The organism is Variovorax sp. Root318D1, from assembly GCF_001424835.1.
Lineage (GTDB): Bacteria > Pseudomonadota > Gammaproteobacteria > Burkholderiales > Burkholderiaceae_C > Variovorax.
Map to the genome: position 1 here is coordinate 1 of NZ_LMCQ01000010.1, position 25,608 is coordinate 25,608.

Consider the following 25,608-nt stretch of genomic DNA (forward strand, 5'->3'; position numbering starts at 1 on the left):
CACCGCGCGCTCACGCACCTCGGGTGAGAACTTGTTTGACTTCTTCATGGCTCAATCCTCTCAGAGTGTTGAGCCTCCACAAAATCCGGGGCGATTCATCCTTCGATCTCGACGTGACCCTAAGTTGCTGCCGATAGGGTGCCTCTCTACGTCTTCGTCCCGAGCCCCTTCGCCTCTCTGGTGGCGAGGCTTTTTCTTCGCTCTCAACCAACCAATCTCCAAGGAAACACATATGGGTTAACGCGCTAGCGATCAACTACCCCACCACCGAAGACGCCACGGTAAAGCGTTACATCGGCACAATGTCGCCGACCCCTCACAATCCCGCCTTATGAATCCCGCTGCCCGTCTTCTCGCCACACACAACGCCCTGAAGTCCATTTCAGACGAAAAACTTTCAATGGCCAAGGTATGGGCGCAGGTGTTCAAGCTCGACGAAAACCACCACGAAAACGACCTGTATGTGTGCCTCCTAGCACTAAGGAGTCAGATCGACTTTGCGCGGGCACGTCTTACAGCAAGGGGCGTTCCTGAACAGTTGCTGCGCTACGGATTTCAGCGCCTCAACCAAACCGCCTCACCAGCCCAATTGCCTAGTGGGTGGAATTCGCATCGAGCGAAGTTAGTTGCGCCTGAGTGCGGGGCGGAATTTGCCTGGGCGGCCTGGACCTTGCGCGATGAGGATGAGGAGGAGATGCCCGCGGAGGAAATGCAGGCACTCAATGCGGAACTCGCGGAACTGGAGGGTGGTCTCGCAGGCGCCGAGATATCGCCATACCTTCGCGACTTCGTTGCGCATCAGATAGATGCGATTCGAGCCGCCCTGCGGGTATATCCGATTCGCGGGGCGAAGCCACTGCAAGATGCGCTGAAGCAAGTCGCAGGCAGCTACACCGTTGAAAAGGGGCGACTGGAGCAAGAGCAAGCTATCGCACCCGCCGAAGCCAAAGGGCTACTGGCGAAGACCGCTGGCGTAGTGGAGAAGACAGCCAAGGTCTGTGACAATCTTGACAAGATTAAGAAGTTTGGAGAAGGCGCCTGGGGCATCGCTCAGTCCGTTGGTGCGGTGGTGTTGCCATACGCGGCCAAGCAACTCGGCGGCGGCTGACCCTCAGCGGCGCTCTAAGCACCGATGGCCGACGCGACCAACTCCCCGCTATCCCACGTTCTCGTTGAGTGGACCTTTATGCCACCAAGCGCTCTCGTCGGCCACTCTCCGCCGCCTTGCAGCGGTTACGCGCTGACGTTCGCAGAGGGTTCAGTCCGGGCTCACATAGAGGCGGACCAATGGACGAAGGAACCGGCGATTCAAGAGCGGATCCAAGTCGAGCTTGAGGGCGCGCTGTTTGCGCTCGGGATGATGCGACAAGCGGTGATCTCGCTTGCTGAACCATCGTTGACAGAGGTGCGATCGGACGGGCGGCGCATCATGTACGCGGAAATCCACTCCACCGTCATCATTTCAGATCATGTGGAATGGCGACTCGTAGATGCCGATGGCAATGTGGTGCGCGACTCACTACAGGAACGACGGGATCGAGAGAGGGCGCTGATGGAGCGAGTAGGACTGCATGCTCGTGACCCCATCCTTCGCAAGATGCTGCTTGCATATCGCGCTGCGCAGTTGGACGGCGCCAATGAACTGATACACCTCTACGAAATCATCGAAACGCTGGCAACGAGATTCAACGGGGATCACAAAGCCAGACGCATCCTTAAGGTGATTGATGCGGATTGGAGCAGCTTGGGGAGGTTTGCCAACAATGAACCTGTCCGCGAAGGACGTCATCGAGGAAAAACTATCGGGGAACTTCGGAGCGCGACTGCCGAAGAACTTAACGAATGTCGCCGAGTAGCGCAGGTACTCATCGACGCTTATCTCAACTACCTTGGCGCGGCCGGTGCGTCCTGATAGCCGGACCTCTTGTCGGCGCGTAAGTTCTTGAGAACTCACCGCTGTTGATGTTAGGTTGACGAGCCTTACCCCTGGCACTGACTACGCAGTTAGGGCTGCTTGGTTCCCCACCTGACCCGGTTGGCCACTTCACCATGCAGGGAGGCCCGTCAGCTTGCATTGTAACCCGGCGGCCCGGCAGGGCCGGGTCACTGGTGTCCCTCGAAAAGACGGGTCTTTTTTGATTTGCGGATGGGGCTGAGGACCGGCTCGGCCCCTTTTAGAATGCCCGCAATGTCTTATCTCGTGCTCGCTCGCAAGTTCCGTCCTAAAACCTTTGGTGAGATGGTTGGCCAGGGGCACGTGGTGCAGGCGCTCGAGAACGCGTTGACCACGCAGCGCCTCCATCACGCCTATCTTTTCACCGGCACGCGGGGCGTGGGCAAGACCACGGTCTCGCGCATTCTGGCCAAGTCGCTGAATTGCCAGGGCCCGGACGGGCAGGGCGGCATCACGGCCACGCCTTGCGGGGTGTGCCAGGCTTGCAAGGACATCGATTCGGGCCGCTTCGTCGACTACACCGAGCTGGACGCGGCATCGAATCGCGGCGTGGACGAGGTGCAATCGCTGCTCGAACAGGCGGTGTACAAGCCGGTGCAGGGGCGCTTCAAGGTCTTCATGATCGACGAAGTGCACATGCTCACCAACACCGCGTTCAACGCGATGCTGAAGACGCTCGAGGAGCCGCCGGAATACCTCAAGTTCGTGCTCGCCACCACCGATCCGCAAAAGGTGCCGGTCACGGTGCTGTCGCGCTGCCTGCAGTTCAACCTGCGGCCAATGGCGCCAGAAACGGTGCTGGAGCACCTGACGAGCGTGCTGCAGACCGAGCAGGTGCCGGCCGAGCCGCAGGCGCTGCGTCTGCTCGCCCGTGCCGCGCGCGGCTCGATGCGCGATGCGCTGTCGCTCACAGACCAGGCCATCGCTTTCGGCAATGGCGAGTTGCTGGAAACCGGTGTGCGCCAGATGCTCGGCAGCGTGGACCGCGGCCATGTGTTCAAGCTGATCGAGGCGCTGGCAGAGGGCGACGGCAAGACAGTGGTCGACACCTCCGAGGCGCTGCGGCGCGACGGCATGTCCGCCGCCTCCACGCTGGAAGAAATGACGGCCGTGCTGCAGGCCATGGCGGTGCTGCAGGCGGTGCCTTCGCGGGCCGAGTCGGCCGATTCGGCCACCGATCCCGATGCGGCCGACACGGCACGCCTTGCCGCGCTGATGCCGGCCGACGAAACGCAATTGCTCTACAGCCTGTGCCTGCACGGCCGCGGAGAGCTGGGCCTGGCGCCCGACGAATACGCGGCGCTCACGATGGTGCTGTTGCGGCTTTTGGCCTTCAAGCCTTCCAACGCGGCTTCTTCCTCGGCCTCCACGGAAAAAAAAACTCTGAATGAAGCCCGGAAGACGGTTTCGGCCCCTGCGGCCGTAGCGCCGGCTCGGACTGCAGAGGTCGCCGAGCCGCCTGTTCCAGCCGCCGCTCCGGTGGCGCGGCAGACCCCTTCGGCGCCGGCGGGACAGCGTCTTGCCGTTGTCAGCGAGCCCGTCCGGCAGAGCGATGCGAGGCCACCCGCCACGGCAGAAGCTCCGCCGTGGGAAACGGGCGCCAAGGTGCTTGCCGTTCCAATGCGCGTCCAGCCGCCTCCGAGCCAGCGCGACGTGCCGCGCCCCGACGAGCAGCGCAGCCCGGCACCGCCCATTCCGCCCAGCGAAGACGGCGATTTCTGGCACGCCACGGTCACGCAGATGATTGCGGCCGAGAGCATCAATGCCCTGGCGCGCGAGCTCGCGCTGCAGTCGCAACTGGTGGCGCGCGACGTCGACCAGTGGATACTTCGGGTGGAGCGCGAGTTGCTCAACCAGCCTTCGGCCCGTGAGAAGCTCAGCGACGCGCTGGCTGCGCTCGGCCACAGCGTGAAACTCGCCATTGAAATCGGCGGCGTGGTCGACAGCCCCGCGCGCCGCAACAAACAGGCCGCCGACGAACGCCAGCGCGTGGCCGAGGACGCCATCCGCAACGATCCCGAAGTGCAGATGCTGATGCGCGAATTCGATGCGAAGATCGTGCCCGGAACGCTCAAGCCGGCCTGACAGAACGCTACTGAAAACTCGTGCCTGCACTTGCGGCATTCCGGTTCGACCGCCATCTCTCTTATCCTTCCCCCATTCCAACCAATCAGGACCAACGATGTTCAACAAAGGACAACTGGCCGGCCTCATGAAGCAGGCGCAGGCAATGCAGGACAACCTCAAGAAGGCCCAGGAAGAGCTGGCCACCATCGAGGTCGAAGGTGAATCGGGCGCCGGCCTGGTCAAGGTCGTGATGACCTGCAAGCACGACGTCAAGCGCATCACCATTGACCCGAGCCTCCTGGCCGACGACAAGGACATGCTCGAAGACCTCGTGGCCGCCGCCTTCAATGCCGCGGTGCGCAAGGCTGAGGAAACCAGTGAACAGAAGATGGGCAAGCTCACGGCTGGCATGCCGGGCCTTCCGCCCGGCATGAAGCTGCCGTTCTGAGCCATTGATGGCCGACGCCAGTTCGCTCGACGCGTTGGTCGATGCATTGCGCCGCCTGCCCGGGGTCGGCGTCAAGTCGGCCTCGCGCATGGCGTTTCATTTGCTGCAGCACGACCGTGACGGCGCGCAGCTGCTCTCGCGCGCGTTGCAGCAGGCGGCCGGCAACGTGCGCCATTGCGAGCGCTGCAACACCTTCACGGAAGCACCTGTGTGCAACGTGTGCCTCGATGCGCGCCGCGACGTGAGCAAGCTCTGCGTGGTCGAGACGCCCGCCGACCAGGCCGCACTCGAACGCACGGGGGCCTTTCGCGGCTACTACTTCGTGCTGATGGGCAAGCTCAGCCCGCTCGATGGCATCGGCCCCAAGGACATCGGCCTGCAGAAACTCTTTGATCGTGCACTCGACGGCATCGTGAGCGAAGTCATCCTGGCCACCAACTTCACGGCCGAGGGCGAGGCCACCGCACACGTGATCGGCGAAGCGCTCAGGCAGCGCGGCCTTAATGTGACGCGCCTTGCGCGCGGCGTACCGGCCGGCAGCGAACTCGAATACGTGGACCTCGGCACCATCGCGCATGCGTTGGTCGACCGTCGCTAGCGCACAGCGGCCGGTGCGGCCGCTACCCAACGCAGCCAACAAGAAAACCGAATGACTTTCTCATTGCTCACCGTTGCCTACTGGTGCGTGTTCATCGCCTGCGGGCTGCCGTATCTCGCGGCGTGGATCGCCAAGACCGGCAGCTTCGGTCCGCGCGACAACACGCATCCGCGCGACTGGGCCGCCAGGCAGAGCGGCTGGCGCGCGCGCGCCAACAGTGCGCAAGCCAACAGCTTCGAGGGGCTGCCGTTCTTCATTGGCGCGGTGATCATCGCGCACCAGCTGGGCGCCAACCAGGCGCGGCTCGACATGCTGGCGGTGGCCTATGTCGTATTGCGAGTGCTTTATCTCGCGGCCTACATCAAGGGCATTGGCAGCGTACGCAGTGCGCTCTGGGCCCTCGGATTTCTGGTCAACATCGCGATTCTTTTCGTCGCGCGTTAAGCCGTTTGGCAGAGGCCGAAGAGGCCTTCATGCTTACGTGAAAACCCGCACGGGATGACCCCGATGCACCCGACAGGGGCGCACCCCTAAGCTCGATTCGGTCTAAAGAATCAATGAGCCCGCAGGTCCGTTCCATGCTTCCTCGAAGAACCCTTCTCACCGCCTCCGCAGTCGCTGCCGCATCGATCGCGCTGCCGCGGGTTTTTGCGCAAGCCAAGCTCGAGAAGACAAAGATTTCCATTGCCGTTGGTGGCAAGGCGGCGTTTTACTACCTGCCGCTCACCATCTCCGAGCAACTCGGCTATTTCAAGGCCGAGGGCCTCGATGTCGAGATCTCCGACTTTGCCGGCGGCGCGCGCGCACTGCAGGCGGTGGTTGGCGGTTCGGCGGACGTGTGCTCCGGCGCCTACGAACACACCATCAACCTGCAGGCCAAGAACCAGTTCTTCCAGGCCTTCGTGCTGCAGGGCCGCGCACCGCAGATCGCGGTCGGCGTGTCGACCAAGAACATGGCGGGCTACACCGGCATCCAGGATTTGAAGGGCAAGAAGATCGGCGTGTCGGCGCCGGGTTCGTCGACCAACATGGTGGCCAACCTCGTGCTGTCGCGCGGAGGCCTCAAGGCCAGCGATGTGAGCTACATCGGCGTGGGCGTGGCAGCTGGCGCGCTCACGGCGCTGCGATCGGGCCAGATCGACGCCATCAGCAACACTGACCCGGTGATGACCATGCTCGAGCAGAAGGGCGACGTGAAGATCATCAGCGACACGCGCACGCTCAAGGGCACGCAGCAGGTGTTCGGCGGGCCGATGCCCGCAGCCTGCCTCTATGCGCCGACGGACTTCATCCAGAAGAATCCCAACACCTGCCAGGCGCTGGCCAACGCCATCGTGCATGGCCTCAAGTGGCTGCAAACGGCAGGGCCGGGCGACATCATCAAGACGGTGCCCGAAACCTATCTGCTGGGCGACCGCGCGCTGTACCTTGCGTCTTTCGACAAGGTGCGCGAATCCATCGCCACCGACGGCCTTGTGCCAGCCGAGGGACCCAAGACCGCGCTCGCGGCCATTGCCAGCTTCGACACGGCCGTGAAACCCGACAAGATCGACCTCACCAAAACCTACACCAACGATTTTGCTAGGCGCGCGAAAGACAGGTTCAAAGCCTGACTCCGAACGTCCCCGCGACCCGGCTTCGGCCGGGTTTTTTCTTGTCGCGGCCGATGCCAGAAATCCTGCCCAGACATGTCCGACTACGCACTCGAACTTCTTTCCATCAGCTGCACCTTTCGCTCGAAGAACGATCCGGACCAGCGCTACACCGCGGTGGCCGACACCACGCTGCGGGTGCGGGCCGGGGAGTTCGTCTCTGTGGTGGGCCCCACGGGGTGCGGCAAGTCCACGTTGCTGAATGTCGGCGCCGGATTGCTCGAGCCGTCGTCGGGCACCGTCAAGGTCTTCGGTCAGGCACTGCAAGGAGTCAATGCGCGCGCGGGCTACATGTTCCAGACCGAGGCGCTGATGCCGTGGCGCAGCGCTGTTGCCAACGTGATGGTTGGACTTCAATACCGCGGCGTGCCCGATGCCGAGGCGCGCGAGCAGGCCGAGGTCTGGCTCTCGCGCGTGGGCCTTTCGGGCTTCGGCGACCGCTATCCGCACCAGCTCTCGGGTGGCATGCGCAAGCGGGTGGCATTGGCGCAGACGCTGGTGCTCGACCCCGACATCATTCTCATGGACGAACCCTTCAGCGCACTCGACATCCAGACCCGGCAGCTGATGGAGAACGAGGTGCTCGAGCTGTGGAGCGCGAAGAAGAAGGCGGTGCTCTTCATCACGCACGACCTCGACGAAGCCATTGCAATGAGCGACCGCGTGGTGGTGCTCTCGGCGGGGCCGGCCACGCATCCGATCGGAGAGTTCGCCATCGACCTCGCTCGCCCGCGCGACGTGGCCGAGGTCCGCACGCAACCGCGCTTCGTCGAGCTGCATACGCAAATCTGGGAAGTGCTGCGCGACGAGGTACTCAAAGGCTACGCACAGCAACTGAGGAAGGCCGCATGATGCCCAGCCTCAACGAACGAAATGCGCGCTTCTGGCAGCTGGTGCTGCTGGCGGTCATTCTGGTGGGCTGGCATGTGGCCTCGCGCAATCAGCAAATCGCGTTTTTTCTTGGCGAGCCGATACAAGTGACGGGGCGCATCTGGAGCTGGTTCCTGCCTTTCGAAGTGCCGCCGAACCTGCTGTTCCCCGAGGGGCTGAAGGGCAATGCCGACATCTACCGGCACCTGGGCACCACGCTGCTTGAAACGGTGCTGGCCTTCGGCATTGGCACCGTGCTCGGCCTGGCGTGCGGGCTCTGGCTGGCGCTGGCGCCCACGGCCAGCCTGATTCTCGATCCCTACATCAAGGCCGCCAATTCGATGCCGCGCGTGATCCTGGCGCCGATCTTCGCGCTCTGGTTCGGCTTGGGTATCTGGAGCAAGGTGGCGCTGGCTGTCACGCTGGTGTTCTTCATCGTGTTCTTCAACGTCTACCAGGGCGTGCGCGAGGTGAGCCCGGTGGTGCTGGCCAACGCGAAGATGCTCGGCGCCAACCAGCGGCAGTTGCTGCGCACCGTGTATCTGCCAAGTGCCACCAGTTGGGTGTTCTCGAGCCTGCACACCTCGGTGGGGCTGGCCTTCGTTGGCGCGGTGGTCGGCGAATACCTGGGCTCGGCGCGCGGCGTGGGCTACCTGATTCTGCAGGCCGAAGGCACCTTCGACGTGAACACCGTGTTCGCCGGCATCGTGGTGCTGACGGCCTTCGCGTTGCTGCTCGACGGGCTTGTCGGCCTGATCGAAAAACGCCTGATGAAATGGCAGCCGCGCAGCGGAGAAACCGAAAAGCTCTAGCGCTTCGGGGGCTTCCCCGCGCTACTTAGCGCTTCTTCTTTACCGGCGTGCCGCCGCGCTTTTCGCGCACCACCTGCTGCTGTTTGCCAGCCGGTGACTTCACGATCGTGGTGCCGCGCGCAGCCACAGCCTTTACCGCGCCGCCTCCGCGCTTGCCGGCAACGGCCGCGTGTCCGCGCGTCGGCGCCGCGCCCGAGCCCACGCGCGCCGCGGATGCCGCACGAACCGGCAGATAAACCACCACGCTGTAGCCACGCTTGAACGAGTGGTTGAGATTGACGTCGTTCCACTCGGCCACGCTGTCCGGCTTGAGCTTGTAGCGGCGCGCGATGCTGGCCACGCTGTCGTTGCGCCCTGCCTTGATGGTGGTGCGGCGATTGACGATCTCGGGCTGGAAGCTCAGGTGGCCGCTGTCGGCCACGAGCGCCGTTACGTCTTCCTTGACGCGCGCGCCGCGCGGCACGATGAGCGTGGAGCCGGCCTTGATGAGCATGCGCGGCGGAATGCTGTTGAGCGCGCGCAGGTCGGTTTCGCTCATGCCCGAGCGCTGGGCGGCATCGGCCACCGTCATGGTGTTGGGAACGACCCATGCCGTCCAGCTGGCGTATTGGCCTTGCGAGTAGGCGTCGAAGTTGCGCTGGAACACGGCCGCGTTGTCCCAGGGCAGCAGGATCTGCGGCGTGCCGGCGGCAAGCAGCACCGGCTTGTGCGCGGCAGGGTTGAGGGCGCGAAAGTCTTCGGGCCGAACGTCGGCCAGCTTGGCGGCCAACTCGACGTCGAGGTCACGCGTCAGCGTCACGGTCTGGAAGTAGGGGTGGTTGGCGATCAGCGGCAGTTCGGTGTTGAACGCTTGCGGATTTGCGACGATGTTCTTTACGGCCTGCAGCTTGGGCACGTAGAGCCGCGTTTCCGCCGGCATGGAAAGATCGCTGTAGGTGGTGGGCAGGCCCAGGCGCTGGTTCTTGGCGATGGCGCGGCTCACGCTGCCTTCACCCCAGTTGTAGGCCGCGAGCGCAAGTTGCCAGTCGCCGAACATGCCGTAGAGCTTTTGCAGGTAGTCGAGCGCGGCGCGGGTCGAGGCCAGCACGTCGCGCCTGTCGTCGCGGAAGATGTTCTGCTTCAGGGCGAAGTCGGTGCCGGTGGCGGGCATGAACTGCCACATGCCCGCGGCACGCGCGCTGGAGATGGCCTGCGGGTTGAACGCGCTTTCGATGTACGGCAGCAGTGCGAGCTCGGTGGGCATATTGCGCCGCTCGAGCTCCTCGACGATGTGGAAGATGTATTTGTTCGAGCGCTCGGTCATGCGCTGGATGTAGTCGGGCCGGCTGGCATACCACTGCTCGCGATCGCGCACCAGGTCGCTTTGGAGGTTCGGCATCTTGAAGCCGCGGCGGATGCGGTCCCACATGTCGGCGGGCGGTGCCAGCGTGACGACGCTTTGCGAATGCGCTTCACTGCTGGTGATCGGGGTGAGAGGGCCGCCCGGGTAGACCGGCGCGGCGCTGCTTGCGGCTTTGGAGCCGGTGCCTCCCGCGGTGGGCTGCGCGGTAGAAGTCGAAGTGGATGCGGAAGTTGACGCGGAGGGGCCGGTCGCGGTGCCCGCGCAGCCCGCGAGTAGCAGTGAGCCTGCAAGGCAGACAGCGGCGATAAGTTTCATCGGAAGTCGTTTTTCCATTGGCGCAGCGCAGCAAACACGTCGGCTTCGGCCGCGTCGGCAGAAAGCTCGGCGTGCTCGCGCACCGCTCGAAGGACAGTGGCTTCGCGGCTGCGAAGAAAGGGATTGATTTGGCGCTCGGTTGCCAGTTGCGAGGGCAGCGTGGGCTGCCCTTGTGCGCGCAGGCTTTCGCAGCGCGCTGTGTAGTGAGTCAGATCGGCATTGCCGGGTTCCACCGCTTGGGCGAAACGCAAGTTAGCAAGTGTGTATTCGTGCGCACAGCATACGCGGGTGTCGCCCGGCAGCGCCGCGAGCGCATCGAGCGAGGCCAGCATTTGCGCGGGCGTGCCTTCGAACAGCCGGCCGCAGCCGCCGGAAAACAGCGTATCGCCACAGAAGAGCAGAGACGCTTGGCCTTCGCCCGCGGGAAGAAAGTACGCGATGTGGCCGGCAGTGTGGCCGGGCACGTCGATGACCATGAAGCGCTTGCCGAGCACTTCGGCGCTGTCGCCGTGCGAGAGCGGGGTGAAGGGCTCGGGAATGCGCTCGCGCGCCGGGCCGAAGACGCGCGCACCAGTGGCTTCATGGAGCGCAGCGACGCCGCCCGTGTGATCGTGATGGTGGTGCGTGACTAGAATCGCGGCGAGCTGCAGCTTGTTGCGCGCCAACGCGTCGAACACCGGTTGAGCGTCGCCCGGGTCCACCACGATCGCGTTGGAGCCGTCCTGCAGCATCCAGATGTAGTTGTCAGCGAAAGCGGGCAGCGGAACGAGGGTCATGAGCGGTCAAATTATAGGTTTGCAGGATTGGTTCGCGACCCCCCCCGGACGGTACCTCCTGGCGTGGGAGCAGGCCCAGTTCGACCAGGCGGTCGCGGACATCTTCGGGTATCACGCGTTGCAACTTGGCGCCGCCGGGGTCGACGGACTGCGTACCAACCGCATGCCGCACCGCTGGCTGGCGCTGCCTGAGCTTGTGCAGGGCGGCAAGGCTGCGCTGTTCACCGATTTTGCGGCGCTGCCGTTTGCAGCCAACAGCCTGGATCTGGTGGTGCTGCCGCACGCGCTGGAACTGAGCCAGGACCCCCACGCCACCTTGCGTGAAGTGGAGCGGGTGCTGGTGCCTGAAGGACGCGTGGTGATCTGCGGGCTCAACCCAGCCAGCCTGTGGGGCATGCGGCAGCGCCGCGCGCACCTGTACCGCAAGCTCGGGTTCGGCGACCTGTTTTTGCCCGAAGGCGGCGAGTTCATCGGCTATTGGCGCATGCGGGACTGGCTGCGGCTCCTGAGCTTCGAAGTGGAGTCGGGGCGCTTTGGTGTCTACCGACCCGCGGTGCGCAGCGAAGCCTGGCTGGAGCGCTGCCGCTGGATGGACACTGCCGGCGAGCGCTGGTGGCCGATTTTCGGTGCCGTGTATTTCGTTGTGGCGGTCAAGCGGGTGCGCGGCATGCGTCTGCTGAGTGCCGACTGGCGGCGCGCCGCGGCGCGCGCGACGGCTCCGGTGTCGATTGCGGGCAAGGTGCACAAGGCCGACCACCGCGACTGATTGTTTGATGAATGAATGATCGATGGATCGAAAGAAGAAGGAAAAGTAAGTTTTGAACGAAGTCGTGATCTACACCGATGGCGCCTGCAAAGGCAACCCCGGCCCGGGCGGCTGGGGCGCCTGGCTCAAGTCGGGTGCCACCGAAAAGGAACTGTTCGGTGGCGAGCTCGATACCACCAACAACCGCATGGAACTGACCGCCGTGATCGAGGGCCTGGCCGCCCTCAAGCGGCCCTGCAAAGTCATTCTCTACCTGGACAGCCAGTACGTGCGCATGGGCATCACCGAGTGGATCCGCGGCTGGAAAGCCAAGGGCTGGCGCACCTCGACCAAGCAGCCGGTGAAGAACGTCGAACTCTGGCAGAAACTCGACAAACTGGTGGCCGAGGGCAGCCACGTCATCGAATGGCGCTGGGTCAAGGGCCACTCCGGCGACCCCGGCAACGAACGCGCCGACATGCTGGCGAACAAGGGCGTGGACAAGGCGCTGGGTCGGATCTGAGCCCTTGGTTCCCATTCGTGAAACACCGAGGAACCGGCTTTGCCGGGCCTCTGGTGTTGCCCCCGGTAGGGGGTTGGCGAAGCGACACGAAGTGCGCAAAGACTGGAGGCGAGCTAAATAACCCCGTCGAACATCATCACGTCGACTTCATCGCCTGCAGCCACGCTGGCTTGATCGTGGTGCAGCACGACGAGCCCATTCGCCTCGACCATCGAGCTCAGCACGCCCGAGCCCTGGTTGCCCGCGATGCGGACCTCGGGCAGCGCGCCGGACACGGCCTGCACGAAGCCACGCTGGTATTCGGTGCGGCCGGGCTTCTTGCGGATGGCGCTCACGCTGCGCGCGCGCAGCAGGGGGGGCGGTGCCGCGGCGATTTCGTGACAGCCCATCATGCGCAGCAGTGCGGGCCGAACGAAGGCAAGAAAAGTCACCATCACGGCCACTGGATTGCCTGGCAGGCCGAAGAGCACCGCAGCGCCTGCTTGAGGTGAGGAAGCCTGGTCGCGTTGAACCAGCCCGACTGCCATCGGCCGTCCTGGTCGCATGGCAATGCGCCAGAACGCCATGTCGCCCAACTGCTGCATCACGGCGCGCGTATGGTCGGCAGCGCCAACGCTCACGCCGCCGCTGGTGATGATGGCGTCGGCCTGGCTTGCGGCACGCTGCAGCGTGGCGGCGAGCGTGGCGGGATCGTCGCGCACCAGGCCCAGGTCGATGACCTCGCAGCCCAGCCGCGTGAGCAGGCCGAACACCGTGTAGCGGTTGCTGTCGTACACGGCCCCCTCGCGCGGCGGCTCGCCAAGGCTCAGGATTTCGTCGCCGGTCGAAAAGTAGGCCACGCGAAGGCGTCGCAGCGCGAGCACCGAGGGCAGCCCCAGGCTCGCGACCATGCCGAGCGCGGCAGGCGACAGGCGCTCGCCGCGCTTCAGGGCCGGTTGTCCCTGCATCAGGTCTTCGCCGGCAAAGCGGCGGTTGTCGCCGCGGCGAAGCACCTTGGCCGGAAAGCTCACCCGTTCGCCGTCGACTTTGCAGAACTCCTGAGGAACCACGGTGTCGAGTCCCTGGGGCATGACGGCGCCCGTCATGATGCGAACCGCGTCGCCAACCGCCAAGGTTCCACGCCAGGCCGTGCCGGCCAGGGCCGTGCCCACCACGCGCAGCACGATGGACTCGTCCGTGGGTGCATCGTCGCGCAGGATGGTGCCATCGAAGGCAAAGCCGTCCATCGCCGAGTTGTCGTGCGGCGGTACGCTGACGGGCGAGATGATGTCTTCGGCCAGCACGCGGCCCAGTGCTTCGCGTACGCCGACCATTTCGCTTTCCGCAACCACGGCCGGGCCCACGAGCTGCGCCAGAAAAGCCTGCACGCCGCCGACACTCAGGGCCTGGGGGTCATAGCCCGCAAGGGCGGCGGCAATGTCGGCGATGCGGCTCATCGGTTCTCAAGGGCGTGCAGTTCAGCCAGCGTGTTGGCGTTGAAAAAGGCGTCGGGTGCATCGCCGGGCCGGTCGAAGGGCACGAGCACCGTGCGGTGCTGCGCGGTCCAGGCGTCGATCTTGCGGCCGCCGGACTGGGTGAAGTTCACCAGGCTTTCGAGCAGGGTGGTGCGCAGCAGGCAGAACACCGGCTGCGGCCGCAGCACCGGCGCCTCGCCGGGTTCGGCGGCAGCCTCGGGAGCGCTGACCATGGCGATCTCCGCGTTGTCGGCCACCATCGCTTCGGCCAGACGGCTGGCCAGATCGAGCGGAAACAGGGGCGTGTCGCACGGCACGGTGAGGAGATAGGGCGTTTCGCAGCGTTCCAAACCGGTGAGGAAGCCGGCCAGCGGACCGGCATAGTCGGCCAGGCTGTCGGGCCAGACCGGAACGCCGAATGATTCGTAGGCGGACAGGTTGCGGTTGGCGTTGATCATGACTTCGCCGACCTGCATGCCCAAGCGCAGCACGGCATGCATGGCAAGCGGCGAGCCATTGAAGTTCTGCAGGCCCTTGTCGATGCCGCCCATGCGTGAGCCGCGTCCGCCGGCCAGCAGCAGGCCGGTGATCTCGCTGGGGGAAATGGAATCTTGTGTGGAGGTCATCCGCCGATATAGCTCATTTCGACGCGGCGCGGCGCCTTGTTGTTGTCGTTGCCGTCGGACTCAGCGCTGTCGGGGCCACGGAGTGCGCGCAATTCGGAATATCGGTCGGCCCGGCCCTGCCAGATGTGGCCGATGGCCGAGGCAATGTCTTCGTCGGTGGCGGTGCCGCGCAGCAGGGGCCGCAGGTCGTGGCCCGCGCTGGCAAAAAGGCAGAGGTAGAGCTTGCCCTCGGTCGACAGGCGAGCGCGGCTGCAGTCGTGGCAGAAGGCCTGCGTGACGCTGCTGATTACGCCAATTTCACCGCCGCCGTCGGCATAGGCCCACCTTTGGGCTGTTTCGCCCGGCGCGCTGGGCTCCAGCGGCACGAGCGGAAACTCGGCGCCAATGCGCGCGATGACTTCGGCCGAGGGCAGCACCTCGTCCATGCGCCAGCCGTTGGTGGCGCCAACGTCCATGTATTCGATGAAGCGCAACACCACCTTGCCGCCGTGGTTGTCGCGAAAGTAGCGCGCCATCGGCAGGATTTCCTGCTCGTTGGTACCGCGCTTGACCACCATGTTCACCTTCAGGGGGCCGAGGCCGGCGGCCAGCGCCGCGTCGATGCCGGCGAGCACGTCGGCCACCGGGAAATCGACGTCGTTCATGTGGCGGAACACCGCATCGTCCAGGCTGTCGAGGCTCACGGTCACGCGCTGCAAGCCGGCGGCACGCAGCGCGGCCGCCTTGCGCTGCAGCAGCGAGCCGTTGGTGGTGAGCGTGAGCGCGAGCGGCTCGCCGGCCGGGGTGCGGAGCTCGGAGAGCTGCTCGATCAGCCCCTCGATGTTCTTGCGCAACAGCGGTTCGCCGCCGGTGAGCCGGATCTTGCGCACGCCATGGGAGGCGAACAGGCGCGCGAGCCGGGTCATTTCCTCGAAGCTCAGCAGCGCGCTGTGCGGCAGGTATTGGTAGTCCTTGTCGAACACGTCCTTCGGCATGCAGTAGCTGCAGCGGAAGTTGCAGCGGTCGGTCACGCTGATGCGCAGGTCGGTCAGCGGGCGGCCCAGGCGGTCGAGCAGGCTCCCCGTGGCGGGCACGGCAGTCTCCGGCACCGAGACGGCCGGGCGCGCGCGGCCGACCTCGGACAGCGGGATGACGGTGGTGCTTTTGCTGTTCATGGGGGCAGCGGCCAATTTACTCCATGGCGCAAGGGTCGACCCGGAAAGGGCTACTCGGCGGGGCGGCCTTGCCTGGACTAGACGCAGCGCGCGCCGTCGACCTCGATGCACACGCCGCTGATGAAGGCGGCTTCGTCGCTGGCCAGGTACAGCGCGGCATTGGCCACGTCCAGGGCGGTGGAGAAGCGGCCGAGCGGAATGGTGGCGCGGAACTTGGCCTTGCGCTCTTCGGTCAGCGGGCCGCCCGCGAATTCGGCGGCCAGGCCGGTGTCCGGGTTGAACACCGGGTTGATGCAGTTGACCCGGATGTTGTCGGGGCCGAGTTCGGCCGCCAGCGACTTGCTGGTCGTGATGACCGCGCCCTTGGAGCCGTTGTACCAGGTGAGGCCCGGGCGCGGGCGCACGCCGGCCGTCGACGCGATGTTGATGAACGAGCCCCCGCCATTGGCGCGGAACGCCGGCACCGCGTGCACGGTGGCCAGATAGATGCTCTTCACGTTGACGGCATAGCACTTGTCGAACTCGTCTTCGCCCACTTCAAGGGCGGGGCGGTTGCGGTGCGTCCAGCCGGCGTTGTTGACCATGACGTCGAGCTTGCCGTGGCGCTCCACCGCGGCCTCGACCAGCGCCTTGACCTCGGCCGACTTGGTGACGTCGGCCGCAAAGAAAGAGGCCTTGCCGCCGTCACGCAGGATCCCTTCCACCACCTGCTGGCCCGCCGCCGGGTTGATGTCGTTCACGAGCACCTGGGCGCCCTCGGCCGCAAGCCGCTTGGCGATGCCTTCGCCGATGCCGCCGCCGGCACCGGTCACGATGATGGATTTGTCCTTGACGCGCACGGTCTTGTCTCCTGGAAAGGTACAGCGGGGCAGTGTATCGGGCCACGGCGCCGAGCGCCCCGCGAAGCGGCTGCCGATTCGGCTTCAGCCGTGCTTGATGGCGACGGTCTTGAGGGTGGTGAAGCCGTACAGCGCCTCAAAACCCTTTTCGCGGCCATAGCCGGACGACTTGACGCCGCCGAACGGCAGTTCCACGCCGCCACCGGCGCCGTAGTTGTTGATGAACACCTGCCCGCTGCGCAGTCGCTTGGCCATGCGGAACTGGCGCCCGCCATCGGCCGTCCACACGCCCGCGACAAGGCCGAACTGGGTGGCATTGGCCAGCGCCACCGCTTCGTCTTCGTCGGCGAACTGCATCGCGGCCAGCACCGGGCCGAACACTTCTTCTTGCGCAAGACGATGGTTGACGGGCACGTCGCGCAGCAGGGTGGGCGCCTGGTAGAAGCCGGTTTCGGGCGCTTCGTCGACCACGACGCCGTGGGCCACCATGGGAATGCCGGCGACCTGGGCATCGCTCAGGAAATCCCACACGCGTTGCTGCTGGGTCTGGCGGATCAGCGGGCCGACGTCGAGGTCCATGGCTGCCGGCCCGACGCGCAGGGCCGCGAAGGCCTGGCCCAGGCGCTCGAGCAGCGGCTCGTAGATGCCGCGCTGGATCAGCACGCGTGAGCCGGCCGAGCAGGTCTGGCCGGCGTTCTGCACGATGGCGTTGATGATCACCGGAATGGCCGCGTCCAGGTCGGCGTCGGCAAAGATGATTTGCGGGCTCTTGCCGCCCAGCTCGAGCGTAACCGGGCAATGCCGCTCGGCCGCCACCTGCTGGATCAACGTGCCGATCTTCGGGCTGCCGGTGAAGCTGATGTGGTCGATGCCTTCATGCCGGGCGAGCGCGTCGCCCACTTCATGGCCGTATCCTGTCACGATGTTGAGCGCGCCGGCCGGAAAGCCGACTTCAGCCGCTAGCTGCGCCACGCGGATCAGGGACAGGCAGGCGTCCTCGGCCGGCTTCACAACGCACACGTTGCCCGCCGCCAACGCACCGCCCACGCTGCGCCCGAAGATCTGCATCGGGTAGTTCCAGGGAATGATGTGTCCAGTGACGCCGTGCGGCTCGCGCCAGGTGAACACGCTGTAGCCGTCCTGGTAGGGAATGGTCTCGCCGTGCAGCTTGTCGCAGGCGCCGGCATAGAACTCGAAATAGCGCACCAGCGCCACCGCATCGGCGCGCGCCTGCTTCACGGGCTTGCCGCAATCGCGCTGTTCGATCAGCGCGAGTTCGTCGACGTGCTCGGCGATCTTCTGCGAAAGCTTGAAGAGCAGGCGGCCACGGTCGGCCGCGCTTACCTTGTGCCAGACGCCATCGAAACAATCGCGCGCCGCACGCACCGCCGAATCGATGTCGGCCGCATTGCTGCGCTGGATCTCGTCGAAAGGCTGGCCGTCGGACGGGTCGAGCACCTGCAGGGTGCGGCCGGAAGATGACGGAACGTCGGCGTTGGCAATGAAGTTGAGTTGCATGGTTCTAACGGTGGTGCGGGACAAGCGAGCTTGTGATTTAACTCTTAGATGTGAGAAAAATTGCCATCTATAGCTGCCTTCGCACGTTATTTGGTGATGTGTGAAACGTTACACTTTGTGCGCTCATTCGAGCGGGGCGCTCGAAGGAAAAAAGACCAACTCTTGGAGGAATGGACGATGGCGATTGTGAACGGGACGGTGGGCAACGACTTTCTAGCCGGGACCACGGCAAGCGACAGCATTGACGGCATAGAGGGCAACGACACGATCTCAGGCTCTGACGGCAGCGACATCATCCGCGGCGGCGACGGCAATGACTTCCTGTTTGGCGATGGCGGCAACGACAGCCTCTACAGCGATGCCGGCGCGGACCTGATATGGGGCGGTGCAGGCTCCGACTCCATCTATGGCAACGGGAGCTGGAGCGTATGGGCGCGCTATGACTTCGACCCCGGCCCCATTAGCCTGAGCATGCGGGTCGACGGGGTAGGCTTGGTCACCGACGGCTGGGGTGGGACCGACACTCTGTCGAAGATCTACTCGGTTGTAGGTTCTGACTACAACGACACGCTCGACGCCAAAGGCACGACCTCGATGATTGGTTTCGTGGGCGGCAAGGGCAACGACACGCTAACCGGGGGATGGGCTGGCGACGTGCTTTTCGGCTCCGACGGAAACGACACGATCGATGGTGGCGACGGGATGTCCGGTCTCCGTGAAGGTGCCTGGGGTTCCACGTACCGCCTATATCGCGCGACACTCGGCCGTGAGCCTGACGTGGTGGGATTCGAGAGCTGGGCGAATGCGCTCGGCCATGGCACGTCCGTGGTGAGCGCGGCCTCGCAGTTCCTGGCCTCGCCGGAGTTCCAGGCCGTCTATGGCGCGCTCAACAACACTCAGTTCGTCACGCTCCTCTACCAGAATGTCCTGGGGCGTACACCCGATGCAGGCGGCTTGTCCGCATGGGTGGGAGCCCTCAATGCCGGCACCTCTCGGGCAAGTGTGGTCGTTGGATTTTCCGATTCGACCGAATTCAAGAACAACACTTCGATTGACGTGGACGCTTTCGCGACCTCGAAGGTAAGCAACGAACACCAAGGGCAGATCTACCGGATCTATCAGGCGACGCTGGGTCGCGATCCCGATGCCGAGGGCTTCCTGAACTGGATGAACGTGCTGGATACTGGCGCCCAGTCGCTGAAGACGGTGGTTGCGGGCTTCGTAGGTTCGACGGAATTCCAGTCGACCTATGGGTCGCTGAACAATACGCAGTTCGCCACACTCATGTATACGAACGTCCTTGGGCGCGCACCAGACTCTGGCGGCCTGTCGAGCTGGGTGAATGCACTGAATAACGGCATGAGCCGGGCCGATGTCGTAGTAGGTTTCTCGGACTCCGCCGAGTTTCGCTCTACGAGCTTGGACGGGTTCAAGAACTACATGTCGCACAGCTTCGGCAGCTGGAATGACTGGATTGAAGGTGGGCCCGGCAACGACGTGCTGATCGGCGGCCGCGGCGCCGACGACTTTTCGTTCAGCTTCGCGGATGGTGGCGGCAGCAATGATGTCTACGGTTTGGAAAACATCGACCGGCTCTGGTTCGACGGCTATGGCTACAACAGCGCGTCCGACGCACTGTCGCACATGACTCAGAATGGACAGAACGTCGTGTTCTCCGATGCGAGCCAGAGCATCACCTTCCACAATGTCACGATGGCCCAGGTCGCGCAATCCAGCATTTTCCTGACCTCGACGACATAGCATACCGGGTGATCGCCACGCGGAGAGCGGCTGCGCAAGCAGCAACCTTTTCGTGTGCAACCCTCGAAGCACCGAAATCCAGAGTGAACGATCCTGCTGCCTCCGCTCCCGCGCGCCTGGCTCTCTCTGCGCTGGAACCCATCGCGGCGCATTTTTCGCTTGGGCTTACGCCGCGAGCCATCGGACAGTCACTGGGATGGCAGCCGGCGACGATGGTCACGTTGCAGGATATTCGGCTGGCCGCCCAGGCACTCGGCCTCAGGGCCAGGCCGGTCGAAGTCCAGCGCCGCGCCGGGCGATGGGCCGGACTGAAACGAGCCCGCGGGGACGCGGGCGTTCCGGTTCCAAGCCTGCTTCTTGGACATGACGAGAAAATCGCTACCCTTGTTGCCCGGCGCTTGAAACCCCCTGCCAAACCGATTGCCATCGAGCGACCGGGTATTGTCGACGTGAGGTCGCAGCCGTCGTCCGGTGCCGCCGAGGAGTTCCTGCTGTGGGAGCCCGGAAACGCGAGGTTCCGCTGGGTCGGCTTGGAGGAACTCGCTGGCGAGTACGGCGAGCACGACATGCTCACCGCGCTTGTGTTTCATCAGCCGCTGCGCCTGGGATCTCAGCCGGGCGGAGCTCCGCCTCGCTTTGGTCTCGCTTGGTTCGTTCCGCTGCTGTGGCGCTACCGAAAGCCCCTCGGTCAAGTGTTGCTCGGCGCCTTCCTGCTTCAGCTCGTCGCCCTGACGACGCCCCTGTTCAGCCAAGTCATTATCGACAAGGTGCTGATGCACAAGAGCCTCTCGACGCTGCACGTGCTCGGTGTCGGGATGGCCGGGCTCATCGTGTTCGAGGCGGTGACCAGCCTGCTGCGCGGCTATATGCTGGCGCACACCTCAGCGCGACTAGACGCCGGGTTATCTAGCGACCTTTTCAGACACCTCCTCAGTCTGCCACTGCGTTACTTCGAGCAGCGCCAGGCGGGCGACACGCTGGCACGCACACGTGAACTGGAAAATATTCGCGGCTTCTTCACCGGGAGCGCACTCACCACGCTGCTGGACGGCTTGTTCATCGGCATCTTTATTGCGGTGATGCTGCTCTACAGCATCAAGCTAACTATCGTCGCACTGGTCGGCCTGCCTCTGCTCGCATTGATCAGCCTGGCAGCGCAGCCACTTTTCGAGAGGGCCCTGAAAGCCAAGTTTGACCGTGGAGCCGAGGCGGGCAACTTTTTGGTCGAGAGCATCCAGGGCGTGCATACCGTCAAGAGCCTCGCGCTTGGCGCCATCTGGCAGCGAAAATGGGACCTGCTGGCGGCCCGGCAAGTCACTGCTGGCTTCGATGTGCAGAAGATCGCCAACGCGGCCCAGAGCATCTCGCAGGCCGTGCAGCGCGCCATGACGCTCGCCATCCTGTGGGTGGGCACGACGCTGGTGATGGAGAATGAACTATCGGTCGGCGGCCTGATTGCGTTTCAGATGCTTTCCGGCCAAGTGCTTCAGCCGGTCGCCCGTTTGGTCGGCCTCTGGCAAAACTTCCAACAGGTCAAGCTCTCCGTCGATCGGCTGGGCGACCTGATGAATGCGCGGCCCGAGTCCGTAGGCATCGAAATCCAAGCCATGCCCATGCTTCGCGGGCGAATCGAGCTGCAGTCGCTTCATTTCCGCTACCAGCCGGAAGCTCCTTTGGTCCTGCGCGACCTGAGCCTGGCCATCGAACCGGGGGAGGTGGTGGGTATCGTGGGTCGGTCGGGATGCGGCAAATCGACGCTCACGCGACTGATCCAGCGACTGTATGGCGTGGAGTCTGGTCGGGTGTTGATAGACGGACAAGACATTGCACAGGGCGACGCGCAAAGCCTGCGCCGCCAGATCGGCGTGGTGCTGCAGGACAGCTTCCTATTCAGCGGCACAGTGGCAGAGAACATTGCTGTCGCGCAGCCGGGCATGCCTCTGGAGCGTATCGTCAACGCGGCCCGCCAAGCCGGCGCCCACGACTTCATCGCGGGCCTTCCGCAAGGCTATGGCACGCCTGTAGGAGAGCGCGGGGCGCTGCTATCCGGAGGCCAGCGGCAGCGCATCGCAATCGCGCGGGCGTTGATCGGTGATCCGCGCATCTTGCTGCTCGACGAGGCGACCAGCGCGCTGGACGTGGAGAGCGAAATGGCCATCCACGCCAACATGGCGCAGATCTGTCGCGGGCGTACCGTGATCATGATCGCCCACCGCTTGTCGACCTTGCGCAATTGCGGTCGAATCATCGTGCTTGACGGTGGCGGCATTGTGGAGCAAGGCGCCATGCACGAATTGCTGGAGCAGGGCGGTACTTTTGCAAGGATGTGGGCAATGCAGCAGCAGGACGGGGCGCACCGGACACCCAACCTCCATCCGTTGCAGGGGCGCGCCACGGAGCACAGGGAAGCCGCGGCATGACAATGCTGCTCTCCGCAAAGGAGCGGACCTTTCATTCTCCGGCACTGGCGATCGTCGAAACCCCGGTCGCGCCTTGGGCCTCGGGCCTACTGTGGGCCATCGCGGCGCTGCTGCTAAGCGCGATCGCCTGGGCCTGCATTGGCGAGATAGAGATCGTAGCCACCGCGCCGGGTCGCCTTATCCCAGACGGACGTGTAAAGGTGCTGCAGACCATCGAGCCGGCGCTCGTCCGCGCTGTGCATGTGAGGGAGGGGCAGAGAGTGAAAGAGGGGGATCTGCTGATCGAGCTCGATCCTACGTTGTCCCAGGCTGACCTCTCCAGCAGTCAGCAGCGCCTGCAGCAGAACCAGCAGCAAATGGCGCGCTTGAGCATGGAGTTGAAAAGTCAGCACCTGCCTCAGGGATTTGCAGGAGAAACGCAATCCAAGACGCCGCCGGCAAATTTGACAGCCGGCCAATTGGCCACCATCCAGGCACGCGAGGCCGCCTATGAAGCCAAGCTGGCAGAAGCGAGGGCCGCCGTCGAGGAAAAGACGAAGGCCATTACCTCGGCGGAGGCGACGCACACCAAGCTTCGGATCAACTTCGAACTGGCTAGCAAGCGGTACCAACAGAGCCTTGCTTTGGTGAAGGAAGGCTTTTTCAGTGAAGCCGAGCGGCTGAAGCAGCAGCAGGAGGTGGTCACGCTCGAGCATGACCTGGCGGCCCAAGTCCAGACGCTCGCGCAGCTGCGCGCCGGCTTGCAGGAGGCGCGCCATCGCCAGGCGGCGGTGGAGCAGGAGCGTAAGGTCCAGATACTGGCCGAGGCCGAGCAGGCCAGCAAGGAGGGCATGGCCCTGCAGGCCGAGTTCGCAAAGGCGCAGCAGCTGAACTCCTTGAAGACTTTGCGCGCACCTGTGTCAGGGATAGTTCAAAGTATCGCCATTACCACGTTGGGTAGCGCGGTTTCGGCCAATCAGCCCTTGCTGACGATCGTCCCCGAGAACACGCCGTTGATCGCCGAGATTTCCCTGAGCAACAACGACATCGGCTATGTCAGAGTCGGCCAAGCCGTCGAGCTTAAGCTGGACAGTTTTCCGTTCACCCAGTACGGCATGGTCGCCGGCACTGTCAAGTGGATCAGCGCCGATGCGGAATTCCAGAATCCGCAGGCGCTCGACCGGCAGAGCGGATCCGGGCGGTCAGGTCCGTCGAGCCAGATCCTGGGCGGCGACGCGCCAGACCAGCGGGCGGGCGGCCTGACCTACCGGGTCCAGATTGCCCTGACGTCAAGCGATACGAGCATCCTCGTCAAGGGCCGACCGCAAACCTTGCAATCGGGCATGAGCCTCCAGGCCGACATCCAGACTGACCGGCGCAAGCTGATCCAACTGCTCCTGAATCCGCTGGAGAAGGGTTGGACCGAGGGCGTCAGTGTTCGGTGAAGTCGCAGCGCGGCGATGCATTACCTTGACGCAGCAGCTTTCGGCAGCGCCCGCACCGCATTCAGCATGCGTTCCACGTGCTTGTCCGGATTCAGGTTCTGGTAGTAGTACGCCACCTTGCCGTCTGGCGAGATCACGTACGAGAGACGGTTGGCGAAGTCCGGCCGGGTCTGCATCAGGGCGTCGAAACCGTTGATCACCGCCTTCGATTCGTCCGAGGCCACGGGAAACCGGCTTTGACAGGACTTGACCGAAAACTTCGCGAGGGTGTCGATGTCGTCGGCCGATACGCCGATGACGGTGGCGCCCAGTGCCGCGAACTGGTCGATGGCTTCGGCAAAGGCATGGGCTTCTATCGAGCAGTCGCTGGAGTCGGCTGCTGGAAAGAAGTACAACACCACCGGGCCCTTGGCCAGCGCGTCGGCGAGTGAATAGCGGAAGGTCTTGCCGGCGAGCGCCGCATTGGCGGTGAACTTGGGTACCGGATCGCCGATGTCCAGTGCGGCCGAGGCGGGGAGTGCCAGCCCGGCTGCGACCAGCATCGGTGCGATGCGTGAGAGGATCGGTCTTGCCATGGTGTAACTCCGGACAGGGGTGGAACGAATTCTAGGACGGAGAGCAATTTTTTGGACTGCAGCCTGGCTGAAAGCGAATCCGGCATGCGCCGGCGGGCGTATCCATGGCAGGGAGCCGGAAAAACAAACTGGTGTGCGAGATTGATCCATCATGAACGCCTGGACTCAACTTCTGCGAATCTGCCTTGCTGGCGCCATGCTCGCAGCGCTGGCGGCCTGCGGCTCGCTGCCACCGGCGCGCGAGCGGGCGGCGGTGAATGCGGCTGCAGTCGATCCGACCACCACGCTGGCCAAGATCGCGGCGGCGTCGACTCCGCCCGGCGAGCACTCCGGCTTCCGGCTGATGCCACTCGGCGTTTATTCGCTGGACGCTCGCGTGCAGCTTGCGCAGCGCGCTCAGCGCTCACTGGTGGTGCAGTACTACCAGTTCGAAAACGACGCCACCGGCCGGCTTTTGATGCGCGCACTGCGCGAGGCCGGGGCGCGCGGGGTGCAGGTTCGGCTGCTGGTGGACGACCTCTACACCGCTCGGAGCCAGCAACTCCTGCTGGCGCTCTCCAATACGCCCAACGTGGACGTGCGGCTGTTCAATCCCTTCTGTTGCGGTCGCAATGGGTTCCTGTCGCGCTTCGCAGCGTCGCCGCACGAAATCAGGCGGCTCAACCACCGCATGCACAACAAGCTCTTCATCGCGGACGGGGTGATGGCGGTGGTCGGCGGGCGCAACATTGCCGACGAGTATTTCGTGCTCAGCGAGGCGCAGAACTTCATCGACATGGACGCGCTGGTGGTCGGCAAGGTGCTGCCGCAGCTCGAGTCGATCTTCGATGCCTACTGGAACAGCGAGCAGGTCTGGCCGGTGGCCGACATCGTCCGGGGCGAGGGTGGCCGGACGCCCACCGCGGCAGATTTCGATTCCTGGATCGGCATGGCGGCCGCGCCGCCGAAGATCGTGCTTCCGCCTTCCGACGTGCTGGGGTACGGGCCTGTTGCCGAGGAGCTCGACGGCGGCCGCATGGGGCTCTTGTGGGGCGAGGCCCAGGCCATCGCCGATCCGCCCACCAAGCCGACCACGATGACGGCCGACGAGGCCATTGCCACCAGCGTCACGATGAAGGTCTGGACCCTGCTGATGGACGCCAAGTTCGAAGTCGACCTGACCTCTCCCTATCTGGTGCCGGGCGAGCGCGGCATGGCGGCTTTCGAAGACTTGGCAAAGCGCAAGGTGAAGCTCACGCTGCTGACCAATTCGCTGGCGGCCAACGACGAGCCGCTGGTGCACACGGGTTATGCGCGTTACCGCGAGCGCCTCCTTCGAGGCGGCGCCGACGTGTACGAACTGAGTCCGAAGCGCACCACCGCAGGCGAGCGCTTTGGCATGTTCGGCAAGTCGCTGGGGCGGCTGCACTCCAAGACCGCTGCCATCGACAAGAGGCGCATCTTCATCGGCTCGATGAACCTCGATCCGCGCTCGGCGAGCCAGAACACCGAGATGGGCGTGGTGGTCGACAGCCCGCAACTGGCGCGCGAAATGCTGCGCGTCATCAACATCAGCAAGCTGCAGAACTCCTACCGCCTGCGCCTCGCCAAGGACACCGGCGTGCTGCAATGGCTCACGAACGATGGCGAAAAAGAAGTCATCCTGACGTCGGAGCCTGAATCGAGCTTTTTTCAACGGCTCCACAACCTGATCCTTGCACCCCTGGTTCCCGAAATGCTGCTGTAGCCTCGGGGG

General features: G+C 64.3%; 23 protein-coding genes and 1 other RNA gene. 15 read left to right on the forward strand and 9 right to left on the reverse strand.

The window, feature by feature from the left end:
* Positions 1-331 precede the first annotated feature (331 nt).
* Positions 332-1,108, forward strand: coding sequence for a hypothetical protein (locus tag ASC78_RS09660; RefSeq protein WP_157634423.1), 777 nt, complete (start codon positions 332-334; stop codon positions 1,106-1,108).
* Positions 1,109-1,132: 24 nt separating this feature from the next.
* Entirely contained in the window at positions 1,133-1,912 is a 780-nt protein-coding gene (locus ASC78_RS09665) for a hypothetical protein (RefSeq protein ID WP_055799958.1), read from the forward strand.
* 57 nt (positions 1,913-1,969) lie between these two features.
* Here the strand turns inward: ASC78_RS09665 and ffs are convergent.
* Positions 1,970-2,066: signal recognition particle sRNA small type (ffs, locus tag ASC78_RS26980), an RNA gene on the reverse strand.
* Between the two features lie 122 nt (positions 2,067-2,188).
* Between ffs and dnaX the strand changes: the two genes are divergently transcribed.
* The 7 genes from dnaX to ASC78_RS09700 all read left to right on the forward strand — a co-directional run bounded on the left by dnaX (position 2,189) and on the right by ASC78_RS09700 (position 8,401).
* Entirely contained in the window at positions 2,189-4,039 is a 1,851-nt protein-coding gene (gene dnaX, locus ASC78_RS09670; protein WP_055799960.1) for a DNA polymerase III subunit gamma/tau, read from the forward strand.
* 97 nt (positions 4,040-4,136) lie between these two features.
* Positions 4,137-4,469, forward strand: coding sequence for a YbaB/EbfC family nucleoid-associated protein (locus tag ASC78_RS09675; protein ID WP_012747441.1), 333 nt, complete (start codon positions 4,137-4,139; stop codon positions 4,467-4,469).
* Between the two features lie 7 nt (positions 4,470-4,476).
* On the forward strand, positions 4,477-5,067 hold the full coding sequence (recR, locus tag ASC78_RS09680; RefSeq protein ID WP_055799963.1) for a recombination mediator RecR: 591 nt from the start codon (positions 4,477-4,479) through the stop codon (positions 5,065-5,067).
* Positions 5,068-5,118: 51 nt separating this feature from the next.
* Complete coding sequence (locus ASC78_RS09685; protein WP_055799966.1) at positions 5,119-5,511, forward strand: MAPEG family protein; 393 nt, start codon at positions 5,119-5,121, stop codon at positions 5,509-5,511.
* A gap of 134 nt (positions 5,512-5,645) precedes the next feature.
* Positions 5,646-6,680, forward strand: coding sequence for an ABC transporter substrate-binding protein (locus tag ASC78_RS09690; protein ID WP_055800138.1), 1,035 nt, complete (start codon positions 5,646-5,648; stop codon positions 6,678-6,680).
* A 75-nt stretch (positions 6,681-6,755) separates the two neighbouring features.
* On the forward strand, positions 6,756-7,571 hold the full coding sequence (locus tag ASC78_RS09695; RefSeq protein WP_055799969.1) for an ABC transporter ATP-binding protein: 816 nt from the start codon (positions 6,756-6,758) through the stop codon (positions 7,569-7,571).
* A complete protein-coding gene (locus ASC78_RS09700; protein ID WP_055799971.1) occupies positions 7,568-8,401 on the forward strand; it encodes an ABC transporter permease in 834 nt (277 codons plus the stop codon). Before ASC78_RS09695 ends, ASC78_RS09700 begins: the two co-directional genes overlap by 4 nt.
* A gap of 25 nt (positions 8,402-8,426) precedes the next feature.
* On the opposite strand, the gene ASC78_RS09705 is transcribed toward ASC78_RS09700, so the two are convergent.
* Positions 8,427-10,058 (reverse strand): transglycosylase SLT domain-containing protein, encoded by a 1,632-nt coding sequence (locus ASC78_RS09705; protein ID WP_055799974.1) that lies wholly within the window; start codon positions 10,056-10,058, stop codon positions 8,427-8,429.
* Positions 10,055-10,834: a hydroxyacylglutathione hydrolase gene (gene gloB, locus ASC78_RS09710; RefSeq protein WP_055799977.1), complete on the reverse strand. Its 780-nt coding sequence runs from the start codon at positions 10,832-10,834 to the stop codon at positions 10,055-10,057. Before gloB ends, ASC78_RS09705 begins: the two co-directional genes overlap by 4 nt.
* 19 nt (positions 10,835-10,853) lie before the next feature.
* Here gloB and ASC78_RS09715 point away from each other — a divergent pair, with 19 nt between their 5' ends.
* On the forward strand, positions 10,854-11,600 hold the full coding sequence (locus ASC78_RS09715; protein ID WP_055799980.1) for a class I SAM-dependent methyltransferase: 747 nt from the start codon (positions 10,854-10,856) through the stop codon (positions 11,598-11,600).
* Positions 11,601-11,652: 52 nt separating this feature from the next.
* Positions 11,653-12,102, forward strand: coding sequence for a ribonuclease HI (gene rnhA / locus ASC78_RS09720; protein WP_055799984.1), 450 nt, complete (start codon positions 11,653-11,655; stop codon positions 12,100-12,102).
* 113 nt (positions 12,103-12,215) lie between these two features.
* On the opposite strand, the gene moeA is transcribed toward rnhA, so the two are convergent.
* From moeA to ASC78_RS09745, 5 genes are all read right to left on the reverse strand, one after another.
* Positions 12,216-13,538 (reverse strand): molybdopterin molybdotransferase MoeA, encoded by a 1,323-nt coding sequence (gene moeA / locus ASC78_RS09725; protein WP_055799987.1) that lies wholly within the window; start codon positions 13,536-13,538, stop codon positions 12,216-12,218.
* Positions 13,535-14,182: a molybdenum cofactor guanylyltransferase MobA gene (gene mobA, locus ASC78_RS09730; RefSeq protein WP_055799991.1), complete on the reverse strand. Its 648-nt coding sequence runs from the start codon at positions 14,180-14,182 to the stop codon at positions 13,535-13,537. The genes moeA and mobA overlap by 4 nt, the downstream gene beginning before the upstream one ends.
* On the reverse strand, positions 14,179-15,336 hold the full coding sequence (moaA, locus tag ASC78_RS09735) for a GTP 3',8-cyclase MoaA (RefSeq protein ID WP_082517488.1): 1,158 nt from the start codon (positions 15,334-15,336) through the stop codon (positions 14,179-14,181). Before moaA ends, mobA begins: the two co-directional genes overlap by 4 nt.
* A gap of 77 nt (positions 15,337-15,413) precedes the next feature.
* On the reverse strand, positions 15,414-16,175 hold the full coding sequence (locus ASC78_RS09740; RefSeq protein WP_055799994.1) for an SDR family oxidoreductase: 762 nt from the start codon (positions 16,173-16,175) through the stop codon (positions 15,414-15,416).
* Positions 16,176-16,259: 84 nt separating this feature from the next.
* Positions 16,260-17,693, reverse strand: a complete 1,434-nt coding sequence (locus ASC78_RS09745) for an aldehyde dehydrogenase family protein (protein WP_055799996.1) — start codon at positions 17,691-17,693, stop codon at positions 16,260-16,262.
* 177 nt (positions 17,694-17,870) lie between these two features.
* On the opposite strand from ASC78_RS09745, the gene ASC78_RS09750 reads away from it, so the two are divergent.
* From ASC78_RS09750 to ASC78_RS09760, 3 genes are all read left to right on the forward strand, one after another.
* Entirely contained in the window at positions 17,871-19,454 is a 1,584-nt protein-coding gene (locus tag ASC78_RS09750; protein ID WP_162246096.1) for a DUF4214 domain-containing protein, read from the forward strand.
* Positions 19,455-19,666: 212 nt separating this feature from the next.
* Positions 19,667-21,874: a peptidase domain-containing ABC transporter gene (locus ASC78_RS09755; protein ID WP_055800003.1), complete on the forward strand. Its 2,208-nt coding sequence runs from the start codon at positions 19,667-19,669 to the stop codon at positions 21,872-21,874.
* Entirely contained in the window at positions 21,871-23,298 is a 1,428-nt protein-coding gene (locus ASC78_RS09760) for an HlyD family type I secretion periplasmic adaptor subunit (protein WP_082517491.1), read from the forward strand. Before ASC78_RS09755 ends, ASC78_RS09760 begins: the two co-directional genes overlap by 4 nt.
* 20 nt (positions 23,299-23,318) lie before the next feature.
* On the opposite strand, the gene ASC78_RS09765 is transcribed toward ASC78_RS09760, so the two are convergent.
* A complete protein-coding gene (locus tag ASC78_RS09765; protein WP_055800009.1) occupies positions 23,319-23,873 on the reverse strand; it encodes a peroxiredoxin in 555 nt (184 codons plus the stop codon).
* 151 nt (positions 23,874-24,024) lie between these two features.
* Here ASC78_RS09765 and ASC78_RS09770 point away from each other — a divergent pair, with 151 nt between their 5' ends.
* Positions 24,025-25,599, forward strand: a complete 1,575-nt coding sequence (locus ASC78_RS09770; RefSeq protein WP_055800013.1) for a phospholipase D family protein — start codon at positions 24,025-24,027, stop codon at positions 25,597-25,599.
* Positions 25,600-25,608 lie beyond the last annotated feature (9 nt).